14 protein-coding genes are annotated in these 24,823 nt (G+C 62.8%); 9 read left to right on the top strand and 5 right to left on the bottom strand.

What is annotated here, in order from left to right:
• Positions 1 to 3 precede the first annotated feature (3 nt).
• The 3 genes from AC4D6D_RS09610 to AC4D6D_RS09620 are packed head-to-tail and all read left to right on the top strand — an operon-like array spanning position 4 to position 5,809.
• Positions 4 to 1,578, top strand: a complete 1,575-nt coding sequence (locus tag AC4D6D_RS09610) for a glycoside hydrolase family 43 protein (RefSeq protein WP_491325099.1) — start codon at positions 4 to 6, stop codon at positions 1,576 to 1,578.
• A complete protein-coding gene (locus AC4D6D_RS09615) occupies positions 1,575 to 3,914 on the top strand; it encodes a glycoside hydrolase family 95 protein (RefSeq protein ID WP_491325100.1) in 2,340 nt (779 codons plus the stop codon). Before AC4D6D_RS09610 ends, AC4D6D_RS09615 begins: the two co-directional genes overlap by 4 nt.
• Complete coding sequence (locus tag AC4D6D_RS09620; protein WP_491325101.1) at positions 3,911 to 5,809, top strand: NPCBM/NEW2 domain-containing protein; 1,899 nt, start codon at positions 3,911 to 3,913, stop codon at positions 5,807 to 5,809. Before AC4D6D_RS09615 ends, AC4D6D_RS09620 begins: the two co-directional genes overlap by 4 nt.
• Before the next feature lie 37 nt (positions 5,810 to 5,846).
• On the opposite strand, the gene AC4D6D_RS09625 is transcribed toward AC4D6D_RS09620, so the two are convergent.
• The 5 genes from AC4D6D_RS09625 to AC4D6D_RS09645 all read right to left on the bottom strand — a co-directional run bounded on the left by AC4D6D_RS09625 (position 5,847) and on the right by AC4D6D_RS09645 (position 12,976).
• A complete protein-coding gene (locus AC4D6D_RS09625) occupies positions 5,847 to 7,964 on the bottom strand; it encodes an alpha-L-arabinofuranosidase family protein (protein ID WP_491325102.1) in 2,118 nt (705 codons plus the stop codon).
• A gap of 121 nt (positions 7,965 to 8,085) precedes the next feature.
• Positions 8,086 to 10,011 (bottom strand): sialate O-acetylesterase, encoded by a 1,926-nt coding sequence (locus tag AC4D6D_RS09630; RefSeq protein WP_491325103.1) that lies wholly within the window; start codon positions 10,009 to 10,011, stop codon positions 8,086 to 8,088.
• Between the two features lie 163 nt (positions 10,012 to 10,174).
• On the bottom strand, positions 10,175 to 11,239 hold the full coding sequence (locus tag AC4D6D_RS09635) for an alpha/beta hydrolase (RefSeq protein ID WP_491325104.1): 1,065 nt from the start codon (positions 11,237 to 11,239) through the stop codon (positions 10,175 to 10,177).
• 42 nt (positions 11,240 to 11,281) lie between these two features.
• Positions 11,282 to 12,292, bottom strand: a complete 1,011-nt coding sequence (locus AC4D6D_RS09640; RefSeq protein WP_491325105.1) for a cupin-like domain-containing protein — start codon at positions 12,290 to 12,292, stop codon at positions 11,282 to 11,284.
• Positions 12,293 to 12,304: 12 nt separating this feature from the next.
• Positions 12,305 to 12,976, bottom strand: coding sequence for a SapC family protein (locus AC4D6D_RS09645; protein ID WP_491325106.1), 672 nt, complete (start codon positions 12,974 to 12,976; stop codon positions 12,305 to 12,307).
• A 663-nt stretch (positions 12,977 to 13,639) separates the two neighbouring features.
• Between AC4D6D_RS09645 and AC4D6D_RS09650 the strand changes: the two genes are divergently transcribed.
• The 6 genes from AC4D6D_RS09650 (at position 13,640) to AC4D6D_RS09675 (ending at position 24,622) form a co-directional block, all read left to right on the top strand.
• A complete protein-coding gene (locus AC4D6D_RS09650) occupies positions 13,640 to 16,543 on the top strand; it encodes a TonB-dependent receptor (RefSeq protein WP_491325107.1) in 2,904 nt (967 codons plus the stop codon).
• A gap of 63 nt (positions 16,544 to 16,606) precedes the next feature.
• Positions 16,607 to 18,151: a tryptophan halogenase family protein gene (locus AC4D6D_RS09655; RefSeq protein WP_491325108.1), complete on the top strand. Its 1,545-nt coding sequence runs from the start codon at positions 16,607 to 16,609 to the stop codon at positions 18,149 to 18,151.
• 136 nt (positions 18,152 to 18,287) lie between these two features.
• A complete protein-coding gene (locus AC4D6D_RS09660; protein WP_491325109.1) occupies positions 18,288 to 20,912 on the top strand; it encodes a glycoside hydrolase family 3 C-terminal domain-containing protein in 2,625 nt (874 codons plus the stop codon).
• A 34-nt stretch (positions 20,913 to 20,946) separates the two neighbouring features.
• A complete protein-coding gene (locus AC4D6D_RS09665; protein WP_491325110.1) occupies positions 20,947 to 22,515 on the top strand; it encodes an alpha-N-arabinofuranosidase in 1,569 nt (522 codons plus the stop codon).
• A gap of 54 nt (positions 22,516 to 22,569) precedes the next feature.
• Complete coding sequence (locus tag AC4D6D_RS09670) at positions 22,570 to 23,538, top strand: alpha/beta hydrolase (RefSeq protein WP_491327232.1); 969 nt, start codon at positions 22,570 to 22,572, stop codon at positions 23,536 to 23,538.
• Between the two features lie 28 nt (positions 23,539 to 23,566).
• Entirely contained in the window at positions 23,567 to 24,622 is a 1,056-nt protein-coding gene (locus AC4D6D_RS09675) for a LacI family DNA-binding transcriptional regulator (protein WP_491325111.1), read from the top strand.
• Positions 24,623 to 24,823: the final 201 nt, after the last annotated feature.

Below are 24,823 nucleotides of genomic sequence, written 5' to 3' on the forward strand. Positions count from 1 at the left end.
GTCATGACCCGGAAGCACGGCATCGGCGCGGCACTGGCCCTCGCCGCCGTGCTGATCGCCGCCGCCGCCCCCGCGCAAGTCTGGCGCTCCGACCAGGGCGACGGCACTTACCGCAATCCCGTACTCTTCGCCGACTACCCAGACCCCGATGTCATCCGCGTCGGCGAGGATTTCTACTTCGTCTCGACCACCTTCGCCAATGCACCGGGCGTGACGATCCTGCATTCCAAGGACCTGGTGAACTGGACGATCGCTTCCCATGTGGTCGATCGGCTGGACGGAGATCCGCGCTACGACCTGAAAGGCGGGGGCGACTATCGCCACGGTTTCTATGCCGCGAGCCTGCGCCGTCACAACGGCATGTTCTACCTTGCAGTGACCCCGGTCGGCCACAAGACGCGCATCTATCGCTCGGCGAAGATCGACGGTCCATGGACCTACAGGGAACTGGACCGTGAAGCCTTCGACCCGGCGCTGTTCATCGACGCGGATGGCACCGCCTATCTCGGCACTTCGGTCGGAACCGACGGCACGCTGACCTTGCTTACCCTCAACGGCGATCTCTCCGCCGTTACCGCCGCCAAAGTCGCCTATTACAACAAAGGCGCGGAAGGTTCGAAGATCATCCGCCACGATGGCTGGTACTATCTCTTCAACGCCATCCCCTCCAAGCTGGCGATGACCGTTTCCCGTTCCCGCAGCCTTTGGGGTCCGTGGGAGACAAAGTCCTCCATCGACGACAAGACCGGCGGCCATCAAGGCGCGATCGTCGATCTGCCGGACGGCGGCTGGTACGGTTTCGTCATGGTAGATGCCGGCGCCATCGGCCGCATGACCAATATCAGCCCGGTCTACTGGAAAGACGGCTGGCCCTTCTGGGGCACGCCCGAAAACCCCGACCATGTGCCGGATCGCTCGCCCAAGCCGATCCTGGGGCATCCTTTCGCAGAGCCGCCATCTTCCGACGATTTCTCGGCGCCGAAACTCGGTCTGCAATGGCAATGGAACCATAACCCCGACGACGGCAAATGGTCGCTGACGCAGCGCCCCGGCTTCCTCCGCCTCCATGCTACCGAGGCCGACGGCATCTGGACCGCACGCAATACGCTCACGCAAAAGGCGCAAGGTCCGCGCATGCGCGCCGTCGCGAAAATCGACGCAGGTGGGATCAAGGCCGGAGACATCTGCGGCCTCGGCAGCTTCGGGAAATACAATGCCCAGCTTTCCGTCGTCGGCGGGGCAAAGGGCGCGCGATCCTTGCGGATGCAGCTCACCGAAAGCACTGTCCAAGGCCCCCGCACCGAAGTTCGCGTCCCAGCCTTGCCCCTGAGCGCACGCGTCCTCTGGCTGCGCGTGGACATGGATTTCGAGACCAAGCAAGGCCAGCTCGCCTACAGTTCCGACAATAAGTCGTGGAACGAGGCAGGAGGCGCCTTCCCGCTCGCGTTCGACTGGCGCACCGGGACTTTCCAGGGACAGCAGATCGCGCTCTCCTGCTACAATCCCGCGCCAAGCGGCGGTTATCTCGATATCGACAGCTTCACGCTCTCGCCCCTGCCGGAGGGAACCCAGCCATGAGCCTGAGCCGCCGAGAAACGATGGCGGCCATGGCGGCGGGCGCGGCCTCGCTCGGCCTCGGACAGCCTGCCAGGGCCGCACCGACAGCACCCCATCTGCTCAAACTCTGGTATCGCCAGCCGGCGGCGAAATGGACAGAGGCATTGCCCATCGGCAATGGCCGCCTCGGCGCCATGGTGTTCGGCGGCACGGCTCAGGAGAAGCTGCAACTCAACGAAAGCACGCTCTGGGCGGGCCAGCCTTATGATCCTGTCGATCCGCAGGCGAAGGCGATGCTACCCCAGGTGCGCGAACTGATCTTCGCCGGTCGGATCGAGGAAGCCGAAGCGCTCGCCAACCGGACGCTGATGGCAAAGCCGCTGACGCAGATGCCCTATCAGACGCTGGGCGATCTGATCCTCGATTTTCCGGACCTGGGTGAGACTGCCACCTATCACCGGGAACTCGATCTCGACACGGCCATGGCCACCACCCGCTTCGAGGCGAACGGCATCCCCCATGTCCGTAAGGTCGTCGCTTCGCCGGCCGACCAGCTCATCGCCGTCCGCCTGACCGCCGGAGGCGAAGGCAAGCTCGACTGCGACATATCGCTTCGCTCGCCCCAGCGCGATGTCCGGGCTACCAGCGACGGGCCTTCCGGCCTGCTTCTCACCGGCCGCAACGGCGCTTCGAAAGGGATCGAGGGCGGTCTTCGCTTTGCCGCCCGCCTGACGGCGCAATTGGAAGGCGGCAGCGTCAGCCACGGCGCCGATGGGCGCCTCGCCATTCGCGGCGCCAGGGCCGTTACCCTGCTGCTGGCCATGGCGACCTGCTACAAGCGCTTCGACGACGTCAGCGGCGATCCCCTCGCCGCCACGGCGGACACGCTTGCCAGAGCCAGGGGCCGCACGTTCGCCGGTATCGCTGCCGACACCGCGATCGCCCACCGGCGCCTGTTCCGCCGCGTGGGCCTCGATCTCGGCACCTCGCCGGCGGCGTTGCTGCCCACCGACCAGCGGATCGCCGCTTCGCAGACCAGCGATGATCCCGCGCTTGCGACACTCTACTTCCAATACGCCCGCTATCTCCTGATCGCCTCCTCCCGGCCGGGCGGGCAACCCGCCAATCTGCAAGGGCTATGGAACGACAGCCTCAACCCGCCCTGGGGCTCCAAGTACACGATCAACATCAATACCCAGATGAACTACTGGCCCGCCGAACCTACCGCACTCGGCGAATGCGTCGCCCCGCTGGTGGAGATGGTGCGCCAGCTCGCGATCACCGGCGAGCGCACGGCTCGGACGATGTACGGCGCGCGCGGATGGGTCGCTCACCACAATACCGATCTCTGGCGCGCGACCGCGCCGATCGACGGAGCGCAGTTCGGCCTCTGGCCTACCGGCGGCGCGTGGCTCTGCGTCCACCTCTGGGACCACTACGACTATAGCCGCGACCCTGCCTATCTCGCCTCGATCTTCCCGATCATGGCCGGTTCCGCGCGTTTCTTCCTCGATACCTTGCAGCGCGATCCGAGCACCGGCTTTCTCGTCACCAACCCGTCGATGAGCCCGGAAAACCCGCATGGCCATGGCGGCACGCTCTGCGCCGGTCCGACCATGGACATGGCTCTGCTCCGCGACCTGTTCGCCCGGACGACCGAGGCCGCGCAGATCCTCGGCATGGAGGCGTCGCTCATCGCCGAAATGCACGCCGCGCGCGAAAGGCTGGCGCCCTACAAGGTCGGTAGGCAGGGGCAGCTCCAGGAATGGCAGCAGGACTGGGATGCGGACGCGCCGGAGCAGGAGCACCGCCACGTCTCCCACCTCTACGGCCTGCACCCCTCGCACCAGATCACCCCCGACGGCGAGCCCGCGCTGGCCGCCGCAGCCCGCCGCACCCTGGAGATACGCGGCGACCGCGCCACCGGCTGGGCGACGGCCTGGCGCATCAATCTCTGGGCGCGGCTGCGGCAAGGGGATCATGCCCACGACATCCTGCGCTTCCTGCTGGGCCCGGAGCGCACTTATCCCAACATGCTCGACGCGCACCCGCCGTTCCAGATCGACGGCAATTTCGGCGGCGCGGCGGGGATCGTGGAGATGCTGATGGACAGCCATGGCGATCGTATCGACCTTCTTCCCGCGCTCCCCAAGGCCTGGCCGACCGGCAATGTCACCGGCCTGCGTGCCCGTGGCCGCTGCACCGTCGACCTCCATTGGCGCGACGGCCGCCTGGAGCACGCGATATTGCGTCCGGAACTCGGGGGCGCGCGCAAGATCCGCCTCGGCAGCGCCGAACGCAACCTTACGCTTCAGGCCGGAAAGCCGGTCAGGCTCACCTTCATGGATTTCACATGACCTTGCGCCGCGCGCTCCTGTCCCTCGCGGTCCTCTGCGCCGGCACCGGTCTCTCTGCCCAGACCATCGATCCGCTCGCGCCCACCGGCGCGTGGAGCGCCTATCAAGTCGGCAGCGCGCAGCTTCCGCCGATGGGCTGGAACAGCTGGAACGCCTTCTTCACCGAGATCGACGAGGAAAAGCTGCTCGGCTCGACCCAACGCATTCTCGACACCGGCCTTGCGAAGAAGGGCTATCGCTTCATCAACATCGATGACGGCTGGTGGCTCAAGCGCCGCACCGGCGACGGGAAGCTCATCATTCGCGCGGACAAGTTTCCCTCGGCCCGGATGAAGCGCGGCGATCCGTCCTTCCGCCCCCTGACCGACAAGCTGCACGCGATGGGTTTCAAGGCCGGCATCTATTCCGACCTCGGCCGCAACAGTTGCTCGCAGGCCTATTCCGACGGTCCCGCGCAGCTTCCGGAAGGCACGATGGCCGAACGCGAGGTCGGCCTCTACGGCCATAGCGACCAGGACATCCGCCTCTTCTTCGCGGACTGGGGCTTCGATGCGATCAAGGTCGACGGCTGCGGCATCCGCGCCTTCACCGCCGAGGCCGAGCGCGTGCGCAGCGGCCAGTATCGTGCACTCGCCCCGCTGATCGACCAGCACAGCGTGACGCGGTCGAACATCCCGGCGGTCAAGGCGCTCTTTGCCGACATCAACCGCTCGCTCGCCAGATACAATCCCGATGGCGACTACATGCTCTCGCTTTGCATCTGGGGCAGCGCCAATGTCCGCTCCTGGGGTAAGGACGTCGGCAGCATCTCGCGCACCAGCGATGACATTTCGCCCGACTGGGGGCGGATGCTCACCAATTACGACAGCGCCGTGCGCCGCGCGTTCTATGCCCATCCGGGCAGTTGGAACGATCCCGACATGCTCTTCATCGGCAAAGGCGATTTCGATGCGAACCATCTGACCGAGGCGCGTTCCCATTTCGCGCTCTGGGCCATGATGAATGCGCCGCTGCTGATCGGCGCCGACTTGCGCACGACGCCCCAGCCCCTGCTCGACATTTTCGGCAATGCCGCGCTCATCGCGGTCAATCAGGATCCAGCCGGAAATCAGGCGACTGTCGCCTTCGACAGCGACGGGCTTCAGATCCTGGTCAAGACGCTGGCAAACGGAGACAAGGCCGTCGCCCTGTTCAACCGCGGCCTCGCTCCCGTCGACGCGGTGCTGACGGCCGATCATCTGAAATTCCGCGCCGATCGCGCCGTCACCCTGTCGAACCTCTGGACGGGCGCAAAGAGCGACTTCACCAAGGAGACCAAATTCCACATCGCGCCGCGCGAAACGGTGGTGTTCCGCGCCAGCGGAACGCGCATGCTGGCGGACGGCCTCTACCTCTCGGAACAGCCCGGCGCGGTGAATCCGGCGGCGGACGGTGTCGTCCAGCCCGAGCCCGATCCCACCATCTATCGGTCGATTCCGGGCTGGCGCGGCACGCGCGGCATCGGCGAGCGGCCCATGTATGCCGGCTGGGGCGGCGCGATGGCGGATGCGACGCCTTACAACCAGGCACTGACCGTGGCCGGACGCACTTACGGGGCGGGCATCGGGGTTCTGGCCAACAGTCGGCTCGAAGTGCGCAATGCCGGGTTCGTCCGCTTCAGTGCCCAAGTCGGCGTGGACGACAGCGCACTGGACGGCGAACAGACCGTACGCTTCTACCTCTACGGCGACGGCAAGCCGCTCGCCAGCTCCGCTCCGCTGCGACGCGGTGCGGCGGCCCAATCGCTCGAAGCCGATGTGAAGGGGATAGCCGTCCTCGAACTGGTCGCGCGCGCCGATGGTGCCAGAGGCAATGCGGTGCCGGTAACCTGGGGCGACGCCGCGCTGCGCCGGTGAGAAGGCGCGCCGGTCCGGCGCGCCCTCCCCCATCATCTCAGAGCGGGGCGCCGCCGTCGTCCAACGGGTATTCGAAGACCGACGTCGAAAGCGGTGGCACGCTCAGGCTTCCGTTCATCGCCGGAGCCTTGCCTTCGGTAATGACGACACCCGGCTTGGCGCCCACCTTGTTGGCCGCGTTCAACGAGCTCGCGGTGAGGCGCCAGACCTTGCCCGGCCCGCGCGTGCGCTTTCCGGGCAAGTCGATCGCCACGCTTTGCGGCTTGAACGTCGCATTGACGATGCCGATGCGCAGTGCCTTGCCGTCGGGGCTCAATGCCGCGACCATGTCGAGCGGCCAGGTCGCACTTCCCGCCTTCACCTGCGGATGGGCAGACCCCACGACGTGCCTGGGATCGGGCTGAGCCACGTTACCGTTCAGCGCGAGCGGCACCGTACCCGCGCCGAAATGTTCTCCGTAGAGTTTGAAGACGAGGCCCGTCGTGTTCATCGTCGCACCCGTAGGCGTGATATCCATGGTGGATGCGCCCGAGGTGAATGCCGCCATCCGCAGGAAGTCGGTATGCCGCAGCATTTCCTGAATCACCATCGAGTAGGCGAGCGCCGACTTCAGCGTGGCGCCGTCCTTGGCCATGTAGGCATATTCGTCCATGGACAGGAAAATGCCCTTCCCCCCGTTGGCTTTCGCAATCTCGGGATAGCGCTGACGATAGATGTTCCACTGTTCAGCCTTCATGCGGACATGGTTCGAGGGTGAGCGCACAAATTCGATCAGTTCCTCGTCGGCAGGCGCGTCGGGGCGCTCCTCGCCCCGGTCGTACCAATGTTCGGTAATCCCGTCGAAAGTACCCATGGCCTTGGCGAAGAAACCGCCGGTCCAGTCTTCCTCGGTGCCGAACTTCCGCTGAATGCTCTCCAGCGACGGATTTTCCTTCACGTCGCGTGGATGCAACTGGTCCGGCATCGCGCCGGAGGCGATCAGGGTTATGCCCGGCTCCTTGGCCCGCATCGCCTCGGCAAAATCCCGATGCTTCATCAGGTAGTAGTCGAGGCTGGTCTTGCCGATCTGCCACCAGCCGTAAGGCTCGTTGCCGATGTTCCACCACTTGACGGCGTAAGGCGCGGGATGCCCGTTGGCCGCACGCTTCGCGCCCCATTCGCTGGTCGCCGCACCGTTCAGATACTCGACTTCCTCGGCCGCCGAATTGGCGTCGCCCAGGCCGGCATTGACGGTAACGTAAGGCTCTACCCCCAGGATGCGCGTCAATTCCATCCATTCGTCCATGCCGATATCGTTGGTCTGCATGGCGCTCCAGGCATGGTCGAACATCGGCACGCGCTTGTCGCGCGGACCCAAAGCCTGATGCCAGTCCCAATTGGACAGGAAGTTGCCCCCGGGTAGTCGCCACATGCCCGAGTTCAAGGACCGCGCGATCGCAGTCGTATCGGCGCGCCAACCGTTGATGTTGTCGGCAGGCATCAGCGATACGGCGCCGACGCGAAAGCCGCCGCTACCCGTGCCGGTAATTTGCAGCCGGGCATCGGACGATGCCTTGCCGGCCGTGAAGCGGAACGGCACTTCCGCCCAGCCTGCGCCCAGCGTGGGCAAGGTCATGACCTGCCGGTCGCGCGGCCCCGGCCCCCAAATCAGCGCGACCTCCACTTTGGCTCCGGCATCCCCGCTTATTTGAATGCGGCCGACATAGGTCTTGCCCGCCACGAGGCTCATGCCGCCTTGGATCAACCCGCGCGGCGTGGTCCCGGCAAGTGTGACGGCGGCGCTCTGTTTGCCCACGAAAGGTTCCACTTGATCCATGACGACAGCGTCTTCGCCGCCGACGGGGCGCCACTTGCGGAACACCGGCGCCGGACGCCCCTCCACCGTATCCGGGACTTTCTCGTCTTTCCCCTCGACCCGCACCGGATAATAGAATTTGCGGTCGTCGAGCATTTCCGCCCAGAGCGTCTGGTTGACCAGACCCGCGATCGGTTCGATGAACATGCCATATTCATAGGCGGTTACCGGTGCGCTCACCCGGCCGGTGTCGATCGTCGCGCGGATCGCCTGCGCCTGCACCGCGCCGATATCCGCCCCGAAACTCGCAAACGCCAGTGCGACCAAGCCGCCCATGCGCAAGAAGTGCGCTTTTCCCATCGTTCAGTCCTCTCCTGTTGCAAGCATGCAGCGACACCACGCCGCCGCATGCCTTGTTCGTTCTGCAATGAAGTGTCTCGCCGATTGGCTATCCGGCCGCTTGTTCGCGCGGCCTTGGTTGTCAGCGCGTCTTTACGACCGGCAATTCGAAGGAGCCGATCGGCAGGGCCGCATCGTCATAGAGATTGATGACGGGCGATCCCGCCCAGGCATAACGCACCCGCGTCGCGGCGGCGCCATCTCCGGCCAGCAGGACGCGGGTGCCCTCCACTTTGCCAGGCACGAAGCGGCAAGTGCCCAGGGCTTCGCCGCAGAGTTCGAAACCGATCGCCTGCGCGGAACTGCGCGTGCGGAGTCCGCCTGTCAGTCCGGTAAATTCGACGACCACCCCGCCATCGCTACCGGCAACGGCCCGCACCGCCTGGGGACCGGTTCGCGGGTGCTGTTCGCCATAGGCCGCCGCGCGCATTGCCCGGGCTAGTCGGCGCCCGACTTCCTGCTTTTCACCCGGATGGATGTCGAAAGGATCGCCGATATCGATCGCAGTTGCCAGCCCGCCGTGATCGTCCTGTGCCATCGCCCGATACTGGATCTGTCGCATCGCCGCCCAGCCGCTTTCCGCTGGCGCGGTGACCGGCGCGCCATAGGCCGCAAGCTGCACCGCGGCAAAGGCTAGGTCCGGCAATCCGAACTGACGCCGCCAATCGGCCATCATCGCCTTCATGCGCTCGGCATAACCGGGCAGATCGACATCGGATTCACCCTGATACCAGGCCACGCCCTTCAGCCCGATCGCTCCGAGCGGCGCGATCATGCCGTTGTAGAGCGTACCGGTTCCGGTGACATCACCCCAGGGCACGCGCGGCGCACCTTCAGGCGAGCGCTGCGGCACCGAATAGCGCCATTGCGCGCCAAGCGGGACTTCGCTGCCATCGCCCAGAGACAATTTCAGGACTTCGGCCGGTCCGGAAAGCCCCCCGTTGCCGTAATTGTCCTGGACGTTGACGATCATGACATTGCGTCCGGCCCTGAGCACACCGGGCGGCACGTCGAAACTGCTCGGCTGCCAGGCGCGCGCGCTCATGCCCACGGGCTTGCCATTGATCCATACACGCCCGACATCGTCGAGCAGTCCGAGCGAAAGCTGGCCCGACCCTTTGGCTTGCGCTGCCGTCAATTCGAATTCTCGGCGATACCAGACCATGCCGTTGTAATCGGCCAGCGAAGGTACGCCCCATTCCTCCCATGGACCGATGCGCGGCACGTCCACCCAGGCCAAGGCGCTATCGGCCTGCCACGGCTCGCTGCCCGGCTTGTCGCCCGTCTGCCCACGCCACCACTTTTCCCATTGCGCGCTGGCGGCCTTTTCCGCGGCGAAAGGATCTCGGCCGTGAAGCGCTACCAAGGCAGCGGCCGCCTGTTGTCCGACCTCCGCCTGCGCCCGGGCGCCCATCCACGGACTGATGCGCGAACCGCCCCAACTGCTGGCGATCGCGCCGATCGGCACCTTCGTTCCTTTCCGCAGTTCACGCGCCATGTAGAAGCAGGCCGCCGAAAAATCGCTGACGCTGTCCGGCCCTGCCACTTTCCAATTGGGAGCATCGCGAAAATCGCGCAGGGGCTCGTCCGCCACCGCCCGGGGAACCAGCAGCAGCCGAAGCTGATCGTCGGCCGAACTCCGGATTTGCCCGACCGCGTCCTGTGCATTGCGGACTTCCAGTTCCATGTTGGATTGGCCCGAGCACAGGAACACGTCGCCGATCGCCACGTCCTGCACCACCACCATGCCGGACGCCGCTTGCGCTTCCAGCCTTATTGCGCCCGCCTCCGTCACCGGATCGAACTTTGCCGTGAACCTGCCGTCCTTGTCGGCCAGCACGTCCTTGCTCGTCGATCCGAGCAGAACCGTGACGTTTTCCCGCGGAGCAGCGCGCCCGGTTATGGTTACCGGCATTTCCCGCTGGATGACGGCATGATCGCCAAACATCGGATCGAGCCGCGGCGCGGCCCAGGCTGGAGACGCGGCGGCGCAATAGGGTAGCGCCATAAGCCAATGAATACGATTACCTTGCCGGATCACGCCCTGCCCTCCCCTGGAATCGGTCCGGTCCCCGGTTCCGATTTCGTTTCAGCCTAAAGATGTTCGAAGAGCTGGCAACGGTTTTTGTTAACGCTAACTAGCCCTTCGTCTGCCATTTGCGGTGCCTTTGCTATTGGAAAACGAGATTCTGCGAGAAAAACGGCATCAGTTGATCCTGAAAACGCCACGCCACGCGATTGGTGTGGTCCCCCTCATAGATTTCGAAGCGGTTGGTAATGCCATAGCGATGCAGTGTTTCGTGCAGTGTCCGCGCATCATCCTTCAGTCCATCTTTGTCACCGACATCGATGGCGATCGCGCGATAACGCTTGAGATTGCCTATATACTGATCGACGAAGGACAGCGGCGCATTGGCTGCCCATTTTGCAAGCACATCGTTGCGAACCGTCCCATCCTTGACGGGCAGGTCCAGGTAAAGAGGCGGATTATCCGGATTGGGCGACCATGCCGCCGCAACCGCCAGTTGCGCACGAAGCAGGAAAGGAAGCCCCGCAGAATCACCAGGCGTCCGCACCGCATCAAGTTGCTTCAGCGCCGACGGATCCATAGGTCCCGCATCCCTCGCCGAGAGACAGCAGGGGCTCATCATGTAAAGCGCGCCGAACATATCGGAATGCTTCATGCCGATGCGGCTGGTGCCGTAGCCGCCCATGCTATGGCCGGACAGCCCGCGACTTTCTCGCTTCGCTATCGTTCGATAATGGCTGTCGATGTATGCGATCAGATCCCTGGATATGAATGTCTCGAAATCCCCGGTCGTGGCCGAACTGGAATACATGGACCCGTTATGGACCGTTTTTGAATCGGGCAGCACCAGGATCATCTCCCGTGCGCCGTTGGCGAAGGCGTTCTGCGCAGTAACGGTCAGATGAATTTCTCTGGCCCATTGCTCGGCGCCGATCGAGTAGCCATGGAGCGCATAGACCACTGGATAGCGCCGGTTACGTTCCTTTCCATAACTGGGAGGCAGCACGACCAGCACGTCGCGGTCGGCGGTCTCGCCTTCCAGATTGCCCTCGATGGTTGGCGCATGGACCTTGATGCGCTCGATCCTGATCGATTTTGCACCGACGACCGCTGCCGGTCCTTCGGTCGCTACCTGAGCCTGCGCCGGCGCTGCGATAAACGATGCAGCGGCACCCAGATATACGGCAATATGCTTCAACTGTCCCATATTTACCCTCTCTCCAGTTGTTATCACGTCCCGATGGGCGCCTCATGCACCCCGCAGCATACGCATCACCAAGGTCCTGATGCGGCCGTAGTGGCCCTCCGCCAGCGGTCCGAGAACGCCATGCTGCGTTTCCGGCAGATGCGCCAAGGGGTGCCCATCCGGCCGAAATACATAGTGATCGAAATAGGCGCGCCATGCGGCACGCTCGGGAGCAGGACGTTCGGCTATGGCGATCATGGCCAGCAGCAGCGCCGCATAAGGCGAGTCCGGTCCAGCGGAAAAGCCGTCCCACCAGTAGTTCACGAGTATGTTCACCGGATCGAGCGCGTCTACCTGATGCCACCACAACTTGGGCAGATAAAGCGCTTCTCCCGGGTTCAGTTCGACGACACATGCCTTGGCCCGCGCTTCAGCAAAGCGCGGATAGCGGCCATCCACGTCATCCAACCCCGCCGCCATCGAAACTGGTTGACCGGATAGAGTGTGATCGATCGGTCCGACATATAGATCACCGATCGCTTCGGGCGGATAGAGCGTGAAGCGCCGTCGGCCGGCAACCACACACGCTAGATTGTCGTAGGAGTCGTAGTGGCAGGCCGTCGTCGATCGGTTACCGAGCCACAGGCGCGGTCGGATTCCCTCGGCCATCAACGTGCACGGATTCTGCCCCGCAAAATCGGGAAAGTAGGAATCGGCTGGAAGTGAGCCCACATAACCGGTTTCTACGGGGACGGACGCATTGCGACGAATGCGTTCCAGCGCCTCGCTGACTTCCATCACCTTGCGCGAGAAATTGAAGCTCCCCGGCTCCTCTCCATAGTGATACCGGCCATTCAGCGCGATCGGCGCCGAAAAATACTCCGCAGTCAGCCCGGCATCCCGTTCGGAGAGATAGGCAAGCGCCTCATCGGCGCCCGCTTGCGCCGCAGCGTAGAGCGGCCAGTCGTCACCGACGCCCCGTACCACGACCGGACGGCATTCGCGGGTCAATGCAGCCAGGCCAGCCGCGCCTCCGATCTCCGCGATATCGATTTGCGCTATCCCGCCGGTCATCGCTGGCAAGCCTCAAACCGAAACCAATTGCTCGTTACGTCGCCGTGACATCAGTGCGATGTGCTGGAGCGATGCCGTCATGGCATAGGCGATCTGCAAATGGCCGGCCCGCAGGAGTCGGAGCGAGGACATGTCATCCAGGTCCGCAATTGCATCGAGGCTGACCGTATAAAGCCCATCCAGTCGCAAACGCTCGCCGTCGTCGAAACTCAGCGAAATATCGATCGGCTCGATCAGGCGATGGGCGACCAGTTCCGCGATGAAAAGGTCCGTGCCTGCATTTGCGGATATCAGTCGTCCAAGCGCCCTTTGCGCCGCTGTCAGCGACGGCGTCGGCTGGCCATTCTGGTCGAACAGCAATTCTCCCTGATCTTCGGCAAAGCGACGACAGTCACGGTCGAGAGCAATATGTTCGTCAACTGCAAAAAAACCTTCCCGATCCCACTCCATCGGTATGAACGACGGCTTCCCATCCGGTCGCTCGATCAAAAGTTCGCGTTCTTTGAAGCCCATCAACGCGCCTATATAAAAGGCACCTGTTTCCGCATGTTTGGAAAGCAGTAACGGACAGGAAGCGGCGGCCATGACGATCTCGTCGAGTACCACTCTGACGAAGGACCCTATCGTTCGTTCCGCCGCCAATGCCCGGACTGTGGCATGTTTATCACTGCTGAGCAGTTCCATTTTGGACACGTGCTTCTCCCATCCCTTTTGCCGCGATCGGTCTCATGGATTAACGGCTCTTTTCTTACCTTTTTCGCCGCTTTTCCAGTTTGCGGCACAGCCTCACAATTTCTCTTGATCGGCCGTTTCGATAGCGCTACCATTTGATACAGAAAAAGAGAAGACAGGGAAGAGGATGAAAATTTCGCCTTAAGGCCGAAATCTTTGCATCCGAATTTGAATTCAGATTGTCACCGATGCGCAAAAGCTTCGGGGCAAGGGCGGAGCATAGTCTGAATTGGGGAGGGTAATGGCATTTCAATATTTTCACGCAGTAACTATTGCGCATCGAGGCGGTTTTGCGGCAACGCATCGATAAGCGTAGAGACTTCGTAATACTGCTGTAGAAGATGGCTGCGACCGATGCTCATGACGCTCGTTTCGCGATCGTGATCGTAAAGCTGCATGGCTACTAAGATTTAACATCAATTTGTACAGTAATGAATTTTTCCGCGCTATTTTTTTGATAGCGCTACCATTATGAAAATGACTTGATGTTTTTACGAAGATGCCTGCTTTGGCAAAATATATATGATCATTGATATAATATTATAATACATGATCGCCGGTTTATAAATGATAGCCGGCTGTCGGGCGAGACATTGTCTGAACAAGGGGAGGATCATGATGTCCAAAATCAATTGCGCACCTGCGACAAGGAAGCGCGTAATACTTGCTACTGCCGCAAGCCTGCTGGCTTTATCGATAGCCGGAACGGCCCCTGCGCAAACCGCCGATCAGACGGGCAGCGAGAAAGGCAACGAGACGGAACCCAGCACGAGCGATATTATCGTCACTGGTATCCGCGGTTCCCTTCAGCGCAATCTTGACATCAAGCGCGAATCCTCGGGAGTCGTCGATGTCATTTCGGCGGAAGATATCGGCAAGTTCCCGGATTCGAACGTGGCGGCGTCGCTTCAGCGCCTGCCGGGCGTTTCCATCCAGCGGTCTGGCTCCAGAGGCGAGCCGCAGGGCATTTCGGTCCGCGGTTTCGCCGGAGATTTCAACGAGACTCTGATCGATGGTCGGCGTATCTCGACTGCCGCCGGTGGGCGTTCGGTCGATTTCACGACTGTCGGTGCAGACTTCGTGGGGCAGCTCGCCGTCTACAAGACGCCCGATGTGTCGCTTTCCAGCAGCTCGATCGGTGCGACGCTCGACATCGCCTATCCCAAGCCGTTCGACAAGCCGGGCACGCGCGTGGCGCTGAGTGCCTCCGGTTCCGTTCAGGACGAGGCCGGCAAGATCGTACCCACCGTGGGCGGGCTCTTCAGCACGACTTTCGCGGACGATACGATGGGTCTCCTCGTCGACGCCATCTACACCCGGCGCGACACCCAGACCAACCGCGTTTTCGTATCAGGCTGGCAGGGCGGCAAGTTCGCACCATGCCAACTTGCCGGTAGCACGGCCGCCAGTTGCAGCCCGGCCGATGCCGGTAGCGATCCGAGTCAGGTAAAAAGCGTCAACGGCTGGTATGCCCAGCAGTATGGCGCCGACCAGCGCTATACCAAGGATGAGCGCATCGACGGCCGTATCGCTTTCCAATGGCATCCGTCCGACGATGTCATGCTGACCATCGACGACAATTATTCGCGTCAGAAGGTCGTCACCGACATTGCCGGCTTCGGCATCTGGTTCAACCAGGGCGACATGCGGAACGTCGAACTGGACGGCAATGGCACTGCGATCAACTTCCTCCAGGCAGGCTCGCCCACCGACTTCACGGCAGGCACCGACACCGCGGTCCTCGAGACCAACCAGATCGGCGCAAACCTTAAATGGAACGCGACCGAAAACCTGACCTTCGATGCCGACGCCAGCTATTCCAAGAGCCGGCTCAATCCCGATGGCCAGATCAGCAGCGAAAACGGTGACATCGGCTACGGTGGGCTGCTGGGAACGACGCTCGGCGTCAGGGTGAACGGCAAAAGCAGCAACGCTTTCCCCGAACTCACGACTTACGGACCGAACGGGAACCAGGCCCTCTGGACAGACCAGTCGATCATCGGATCGCACGTTACCGTTCGCCAGCAGCAGCTGAACAGCGATGAGATCAAGCAGTTCCGCCTCGGCGCGACCTGGAAGCAGGACGATCTCACCATCAAGATCGGCGCGCGGTACATGGAGGACGAGTTCTCGCTGGAGAACCGGAACACGTTCGCCAACAATTACTGGCAGGCCTATGCTGGCTATGGAGCGCCCTCGGGCCGCACCACCGGCGTTCCCATTCCCGCAAGCCTCATCCAGGGCACGATCGGCACCGGCAAATGGATACCGGGCTATTCCGGTAATCTCCCGCCGGTCCTGCTCAAATATGACGCGCGCGCCTATCAGCAGTATCTGGAAAGCCTGTGGAAGGGTGCGGGTGCCACGCCGGGCTACAATGACGGCTGTTGCGACGGTTTCAATGGAACGCTCGATCTGGCTTTGGATCCCGGCAGCGTCCAGCGCATCGTCGAAAAGAGCTGGTCGGCCTGGATCGGTGTGAACTTCAAGACCGAGATTGCGGGCATGCCATTCCGCGTCAATGCCGGTGGCCGCGAGGAAATCACCAAGGTGATTTCGGCAGGCATCGGGCGCCTCCCCACCTCGATCGTCGGCAGTTCGGCGGACCCGACTTTGCTCACCGTGGAGTTTACCGACTCCCAGCCGGTCTCGACGAGCAGCAGCTATTCCTACTTCCTGCCCGCCCTGGACGTGAAGCTGGAACTGACTGACAGTTTCCACTTGCGCTTCGATGCCTCGCGGACGTTGACACGGCCAGCGCTCAATACCTTGACGCCCGTTCTCAATGTCGGCAGCGGGCAGCGCGTGGGCGCGCTTACCGCCACGGGGGGCAATCCTTCCCTCAAGCCCTATCTGGCCGACAACTTCGACTTCGCCGCGGAATGGTACTACCAGCCGAATTCCTATGCCGCGGTGAACGTCTTCATCAAGGACGTGTCGAACTTCATCGTCGCGGGAACGCAGCGCCAGTCGATCAACGGCGTCATCGATCCCACTACGGGCCAGCCTGCGGTCTTCACCGTTTCGCAGCGCGTGAACGGTCCATCGGCGACGGTCAAGGGCGTCGAACTGGCATGGCAGCATGTCTTTGGAGACAGCGGCTTCGGTTTCAACGCCAACGCGACATTCGTCGAAACCAACAAGCCCTATGATCGCGACGACTTGTCCACCAGCGGCTTTGCCGTGACGGGGCTCGCCAATTCCGCCAACCTCGTCGCGTTCTACGACAAGAACGGCTTCGAATTCCGCACGGCGGTCAACTGGCGCGACAAGTATCTGCTCCAGTTCGGTCAGGCCCAGAACAACTCGGCCTTCGGCGCAGAGCCGACGTTCGTGAACTCCAGCCTCCAGATCGATCTCAGCACGAATATCAGACTGACCGATCAATTCAGCGTCTTCGGAGAGGCGCTGAACATCACGAACGAAACGCTGAGCACTTATGGCCGCTTCAGTAACCAGTTGCTGGACGTCTATGGATATGGCCGGCGCTTCACGGCGGGCGTTCGCTACCGCTTCTAACCCTGTCTCGCCCTGGAAGGGATGCCGACCGGCATCCCTTCCCTTTAACAAGGTGGCATCAGCATGGTTCATCCCATCCGCAACATCGTCATCGTGGGCGGCGGCACTGCGGGATGGTTGACGGCCGGCGTCATTGCCGCACGGCACCGGACGCGCATCGGCAAGGACCTGACCGTCACTTTGGTCGAATCCCCCAATATTCCCATAATCGGCGTCGGCGAAGGTACCTGGCCTACCTTGCGCACGACCCTGTCGCGCATGGGCGTATCGGAAACCGACTTCGTCCGCGAATGCGACGCGGCCTTCAAGCAAGGCGCCCGTTTCGCCCGCTGGACCACCGGCAGGGCCGATGACGGTTATTATCACCCGCTCATGCTCCCGCAGAATTTCGGCCAGGTGAACCTCGCCCCGCACTGGCTGGCGGACGAGACCAACGAGAGTTTCTGCGACAACGTCTGTGCCCAAGGCCGCATCTGCGACGACGGACTGGCACCCAAGACGATCGCGACGGCCGAATACGACGGTCTGGCCAATTACGCCTATCACCTGGATTCCGGGAAATTCGCGCCTTTCCTGCAAAAACACTGCTGCGAGAAGCTCGGCGTTCGTCATGTCCTTGCCGATGTCGAGCACGTGAAAATGAAGGACGATGGCGACATTCGCGCGGTGGGTACCGCACAGGCCGGCGAGATCGAGGGCGATCTCTTCGTCGATTGCACCGGCTTCAAGGCGCTGCTGATCAGTGGCGCGATGAACGTGCCTTTCAGGGACTGCGGCGACGTCCTGTTCTGCGACACTGCGCTTGCCATGCAGATCCCCTACGATCTGCCGGACGATCCGATCGCATCGCACACCGTTTCCACCGCCCAGAGTGCCGGATGGATCTGGGACATCGGCATCCAGACACGGCGCGGGATCGGCCATGTCTTTTCCAGCAGCCACATCACCGACGAACAGGCGGAACGGGAATTGCGCGCCTATATCGGCCCGGCGGCAGACCGCCTCGATGCCCGCAAGATCAAGATCCGCTCGGGGCATCGCGAGACCTTCTGGAAAGGCAATTGCGTTGCGGTGGGGCTGGCCGCCGGTTTTCTGGAGCCGCTCGAGGCCTCTGCCATCGTCCTTGTCGAACTCTCCGCCAAGATCATCGCTGAACAGATGCCCGCCTGCCGCGAAGTGATGGATATCGTCGCATCGCGCTTCAATGCGACGACCCAGTATCGCTGGGGGCGCATCATCGATTTCCTGAAACTCCACTATGCGCTGACGCAGCGCACCGACAGCGATTTCTGGCGCGACAATCGGCGCAAGGAGAGCATTCCCGAGCGGCTGCAGGAATTGCTTCTGCTCTGGCAGTACCAGTCGCCCTGGTTCCATGACGAGTTCGACCGCGTGGAGGAAGTCTTCCCCGCCGCAAGCTACCAATACGTACTTTACGGAATGGGCTTCCGCACCCACGTCGATTCCGCCGGACTGATGCGCGACGCGGCACTTGCCGGCCGCGCTCGCCGCGAAAATGCCGCCGCGACCGCCCGCTTGCGGTCCGCCCTTCCCCGCCATCGCGACCTCATCGACAAGATCGTCTCCTACGGATTGCAGCCGGTCTGACCGGCGGCAGTCCATGCCGTTTACGCAGCGGCTTTCCCTCTGTCGGCCATATCCGTCGGTTCACCACCGAAGCTTCGGGATCAAACATTCATTTTTCCTTCGCCGGGCGCGGCAAGGAATCCTTGGGAAAACAGACATGAAGACCGCTTTTGTCCTGCGCGCGGCCGCCGCAATGCTGTGCCTGACGACCTCCCCTCTCGCCCATGCCCAGGCGGCCGATCCCTGGGCCGAAGCCGATGCCAAGGCGCGCGCCATCGTCGGCAAGTTGACCCTCGATGAGAAAGTCGCGCAACTGCTGAACACCGCACCCGCCATCCCGCGCCTCGGCATTCCGGCCTACAACTGGTGGACGGAATCGTTGCACGGCGCGATCGGCGCCGTGCCTACGACCAACTTCCCCGAGCCCATCGGCCTTGCCGCCACGTTCGACGCGCCGCTCATCCAGAACGTCGCTTCGGCCATCAGTACCGAAGTCCAGGCGCTGCACACGCTGGGCCGCCAGACCGGACATCTCGGCCGCATCGGCACGGGGCTCGATACCTGGTCGCCCAACATCAACATTTTCCGCGATCCGCGCTGGGGGCGGGGCCAGGAGACGTATGGCGAGGATCCTTTCCTCACCGCCCATATCGGCGTCGCCTTCATTCGGGGCATCCAGGGCGACAATCCCGACCTCCCCAATGTCGTCGCCACCCCAAAACACTATGCCGTCCACTCGGGCCCCGAACCGAGCCGCCACACCGACAATATCTTCGCGACCAAGCGCGACCTGGAGGATACCTATCTTCCCGCCTTCCGCGCGGCGATCGTGGAGGGCAAGGCTGGCTCGATCATGTGCGCCTATAACCGCGTCGACGGCGAGCCGGCCTGCGGCAGCCCCATGCTGCTGACCGACTACCTGCGCGGCGCCTGGGGTTTCAAGGGCTATGTCGTGTCGGACTGCGATGCCGTGGTCGATATCTACGACCATCACAAATACGCCCCGGACGCAGCCACCGGCGTTGCCGTCGCCCTGCGCCGCGGCGTCGACAGCGAATGCAACAACGCGACGCTCGGCGGCAAGGCCGACCTCGGCGAGCGCTACAAGGAGTCGCTGGCGAAAGGCCATATCAGCACCGAGGACATAGACACTGCCCTTGTCCGCCTCTTCTCCGCACGCCTTCGCAACGGCGACCTGCCGGGTCTCTCGGCCCGCAAGCCCAATGCGACGCCGGTCAAGGCGATCGGCACGCCCGAGCACCAGGCGCTCGCTCTTGAAACCGCGGAAAAGAGCCTTGTCCTGCTCAAGAACGACGGCGTGTTGCCGCTGAAGCCCGGAACCAGGATCGCCCTCGCCGGGCCACTGGCGGATGCGACCCGCGTGCTGCGCGGCAACTACAGCTCGGCCCGAAGCGCGCCGCCGGTCTCGGTCGCGGATGGCCTGCGGCAGGCCATGCCGGGCGCCGCCGTCACGCTGATCCCCTTTTCCCCCTCCATCACCGACGGCGATCTCGTCCCCGGCACCGCCCTGCTCACGCCCGACGGCAAGCCCGGCATCAAGGCGGAATACTTCAACGCCGCCGGCAAGGATCGGTATGACGCGAAGCCCGTGCTGACCCGCACCGAAGACAGCATCGTGTCCCGCGCCGCCGAGTTCAGGCAAGTGGCAAACGAGCACAAGGTTGTCTGGACCGGCTATCTCGTCGCCCCCGAAACCGGACTTTATCGCCTTGCGCTGACAGGGGTGAAGGGCGAGGTCTCCCTGAACGGCAAGCCGGTGGTGTCCGCCACCGACTATTCGGGCTGGGCAGAGCCTCTCAAACTCACCGAAATACGCATGACCAAGGGCGAGCGCTACGCCGTGCGTCTTCAGGCGCAGAGCGGCATTCCCGCCGCACCGGCCATCTTCTGGAAGCGCGTCACTGACAATCTCGATCGCGATCTTCTGGCGGGCGCCCGGGATGCGGACGTCATCGTCGCCGTGGTGGGGCTGACCTCCGATCTGGAAGGCGAGGAAATGCCGGTCAAGGTCGTAGGATTCGAAGGCGGAGACAAGACCACGCTCGACCTGCCGGCCGACCAGCGCGCGTTCCTGGAAAAGGCGAAGGCAACCGGCAAGCCGCTGGTCGTCGTCGCGATGAACGGCAGCGCCATCGACTTGTCCTGGGCGAAGGACAATGCTTCCGCGATCCTGGAGGCCTGGTATCCCGGCCAGTCGGGCGGCCGCGCGGTCGGCAACGTTCTTTCCGGCAAGACCGATCCTGGGGGACGCCTTCCGCTCACCTTCTACAAGAGCGTGAACGATCTTCCGCCCTTTGCCGACTATGGCATGGATGGCCGCACTTATCGCTATTTCAAGGGCGCGCCGGTCTATCCCTTCGGACACGGCCTCAGCTACACGCGCTTCACCTACACACGGCCGGCGATCGAGCCGGTCGGCGGTGCCGTGGAGAACGGGATCAAGGTCGTCACGCAGATCACCAATAGCGGCGGGCGGGCGGGCGAGGACGTCGCCCAGCTCTACATCACCCCTCCGGCCTTCGAAGGGGCACCGCGACTGGCGCTGCGCGGCTTCCAGCGCGTCTCGCTGAAGCCTGGCGAAACCCGGTCGATCGAATTCACCCTGTCTCCTCGCGACCTGAGCTTCGTCACGATGGCAGGCGAGCGTGCACTCATCCCCGGCGATTACCGCCTCAGCATCGGCAGCGGGCAGCCGGGCACCGAAAGCCCGGTCCAGACCGCCACCTACAACATTTCCCGCTCGGTGCCGCTGCCCAAATAAGCGGTTTGCCTCAGATTTTTCGAGAGGACGTTCGATGATCAAGACCTTGCGCCGCACGACCGCCGCGCTTCTCCTGTGCGCCAGCGCGCTCGCCGGCGGCACTGCCCTCGCCGATACGGACGGCCAGCCGACCATGGCCACCGTCCATGCCGACCGTCCCGGTCCGGTCTATGACAAGCGGATATTCACCCAGTTCGCCGAGCATCTCGGCACCGGCATCTACGGCGGTCTGTGGGTCGGCAACGACAGGTCGATCCCCAATACCAACGGCTTCCGCAACGACGTGATCGCCGCGCTGCGCAACCTGGCCGTACCCATGATCCGTTGGCCGGGCGGCTGTTTCGCCGACGAATATCACTGGCGGGAAGGGATCGGTCCGAAAGCCAGGCGCCCTGTAAAGGTCAACACCAACTGGGGCGGCGTAACCGAATCCAATGCGGTTGGTACGCACGAATTCTTCGAGTTGCTGCGGCAGGTCGGGGCGGAGGCCTATATCTCCGGTAATGTCGGCAATGGCAGCCCGCAGGCCATGGCGGAATGGGTCGAATACATGACCGCGCCCGCCGGCAGCCTGGCCGAGGAGCGCGGCCGCAACGGACGCAAGGAGCCCTGGGCGCTCCCGGCCTTCGGCATCGGCAACGAACTGTGGGGCTGCGGCGGCAACATGCGCGCCGAATATGCCGCGGATGTCACGAAACGCTACGCCACGTTCCTGAAAGTGCCGGCGGGCAAAACGATCGTGAAGATCGCGTCCGGAGCCAATGGCGACGATTATAACTGGACCGAAGTGATGATGCGGGAGGCGGGCAAGCATCTCGACGCGCTTTCGCTTCATTACTACACCATTCCCCAGGGCGGATGGCCGCCGAAGGCCGATCCGGTCAATTTCGACGAAACCGCCTGGGCCGATACGCTCGCTGCGACCTGGCGCATGGACGAACTCATTTCCGGCCATGCAAAAGTAATGGACAAATACGACCCGCAGAAACGCGTGTTCCTGGCGGTCGACGAATGGGGCACCTGGTACGCCCCCGATCCCGGCACCAACCCGGGTTTCCTGCGGCAGCAGAACACGTTGCGCGACGCGCTGGTCGCCTCGGTCAATCTCGACATTTTCGCCAGGCATGCCGACCGTGTGCGGATGAGCGCCATCGCACAGATGGTCGACGTCTTGCAGGCGATGATCCTGACCGACGGGCGCAAGATGGTTCTCACGCCCACTTATCACGTCTTCGAAATGTACAAGCCCTGGCAGGACGCCACCGTCCTCCCGATCGACCTGGCGACACCCTGGTACAACAAGGGCAAGTTCGTGATGCCGGCCGTCAGCGGATCGGCGGTGCGGGGCAAGGACGGCAAGGTTCATGTCGGCCTGTCCAACCTCGATCCCGCTCAGCCCAATACCGTCACGGTGAAGCTGGAAGGCCTTGCCCCCGCGAGCGTCTCCGGCCGCGTCCTGACCGCCGATGCGATCAACGCCCACAACAGCTTCGATGCGCCCGAAGCCGTGAAGCCCACGGCTTTCAACGGTGCGCAGCTCGGCGGCGATACGCTGACCGTCACTCTTCCGCCGAAGTCGGTGGTGGTGCTGGATCTGCAATAAGGACGACGCGCAAGCCGTCGTCCACACGAGAGGAGAGGGATCATGAAACAGGCAATGAAGCACCCGTCACGCCGGCAGTGGGTCCACCGGCTGTGCCTGGGACATCTGGCAGCGATCGCCGTAGCCGCCGCCATCGCCCCGAGCCTTGCCCAGGCACAGGAAGACAAGATGACCCCGATCGCTACGCCGGCACAAACCGGCGCGATCGAACTCGGCACTGGTCCTCTGCCAGGCGCCACAGCCCGGGAAAGCTGGCACCGTCAATATGGCAGCGAGTTCGCCCGTAATGTCACCGTCGCAACGCTGACCCCTTTCCTGCCCGATCCCGCCAAGGCATCGGGCGCCGCAATCATCGTTGCACCGGGTGGTGGTTTCCGCACCCTCTCGATGGACAATGAGGGCTACGATGTCGCGCGCGCCCTCGCCGCCAAGGGCATCGCGGCCTTTGTCATCAAGTATCGCCTGCGCCAGACGCCTGCCGACATGGCCGGGTTCGAAAAGTCGATGCAGGACATGTTTACCGGCGCCGCCCGCGCACCGCTTCCCGCGGCCAACAACGCTGCGATGGACCTCGCGCCCCAATTGGCCGATTCCACCGCCGCCTTCCGGCTGATCCGCAACCGCGCGGGACAATGGCACATCGATCCCGATCGCATCGGCATGATCGGGTTTTCCGCCGGAGCCATGCTGACGATGGCCACCACCTTGGCCACGAAAGACGCCAGGCCCGCCTTCATCGGTAATATCTACGGCCCGCTTGGCAGCATGGCGGTGCCGAAAGACGCTCCGCCGATGTTCGCAGCCATCGCTGCGGACGACCCTCTGTTCGGTAACCGCGACTTCAAACTGATCGACGATTGGCGCGCGGCCAGGCGACCGGTGGAATTCCACCTTTACGAGCGCGGTGGGCATGGGTTCGGCATGTACCCGAAGGCCACGACCAGCACTGGCTGGTTCGACGCCTTCGTCCGGTGGCTCGACATGCAAGGCATGTTGAAACCCCGCGGCACGGCCCGAGACTAATTCCAAAATAAGGGCTCGGGCCGATTTGATGACTGTACCGCAGAAAAAACCAAGCAAGCCGCCAACCATCCGGGATGTAGCCGCACGTGCGGGCGTTTCACCGATGACGGTCTCACGTGTTCTCAACGCATGCATCAGGGTCAGCCCAAAAACCAAATCCGCCGTCGAACGGGCGATCAAGGAATTGCATTACATTCCAAATGCCTCCGCCAAAGCGCTCTCGGGAACCGACTTTCGCAGGATCGCCCTGCTGCACAGCGAGTCCATGACGTCCGCATACGTGGGCGAACTGCTCCTGGGGGCGCTTCAGGAGGCATCGGACCAGCACGTCTACCTCGTGATGGAGCATTATGTTCCAGGAGATACGCCTCAGGCAGTTGTTTCCCAGATCGCTGCAGCGCATGTTGGTGGTGTTGTCCTGCCTCCACCGCTTTGCGATTGGGAAGAACTGATAGAAGCACTGCTCGCCGAAGGGCTGGCAGTGGTAGCTATTGCTCCGGATCGAGAGCGGGACAACGTTCCGCGGGTCTATGTAGATGACAGACGCGCTGCATATGAAATGACATCACATCTATTCGCCTTGGGGCATGAACGGATTGCATTCGTCAATGGCCACCCGGCGCATCGAGGCAGCCAAAGGCGCTTGGAAGGATTTAGGGAAGCTCACGCCGATCATTTGATAGCGTTGGATGATGAACTTATAGTTCCAGGGGATTTTTCCTTTAAATCCGGTCTCGAAGCGGGCGAAAAATTACTCGGTTCAGGTTCGCGGCCAACGGCAATTTTCGCATGTAACGACGATATGGCAGCGGCTGTCCTTACTGTTGCGCATCAGCAGATGATTAGTGTCCCTGCCCAACTGACGATTTGCGGTTTCGACGATACGCCTCTTGCCAGCTCGATTTGGCCAAACCTTACGACGGTACGGCAGCCGATTCAGCAGATGAGCCGAGCGGCCGTAAAAATCCTAGCTCTGGCAATGTGGAGCGGGCCCCAGACAACGCAGCAGGACGGGAGAGGCAGCGTGCAGTTGGGCTTTCAAATCATACGACGCCAAACGGATGCAATTCCGGCATATCATTGAAGGGCTGTGGCCCGGGAGGTGCTATGCGTGGAGAGCGGCCTCCACGCCGAGCACTGAAGGCGCGGGATAACAGGTCTCCGACGGTGTCGAAGGCGGCCTCGATGATTGTCTCATTGGCTTACCGGCTGCACGAAGCGAGCCGCACCGTTGACGGCGGGTTCTTGTTCGCATGGATCATCTCCGCTCTCCACGCGTTGAAGT

The organism is Novosphingobium sp. BF6 (assembly GCF_058273105.1).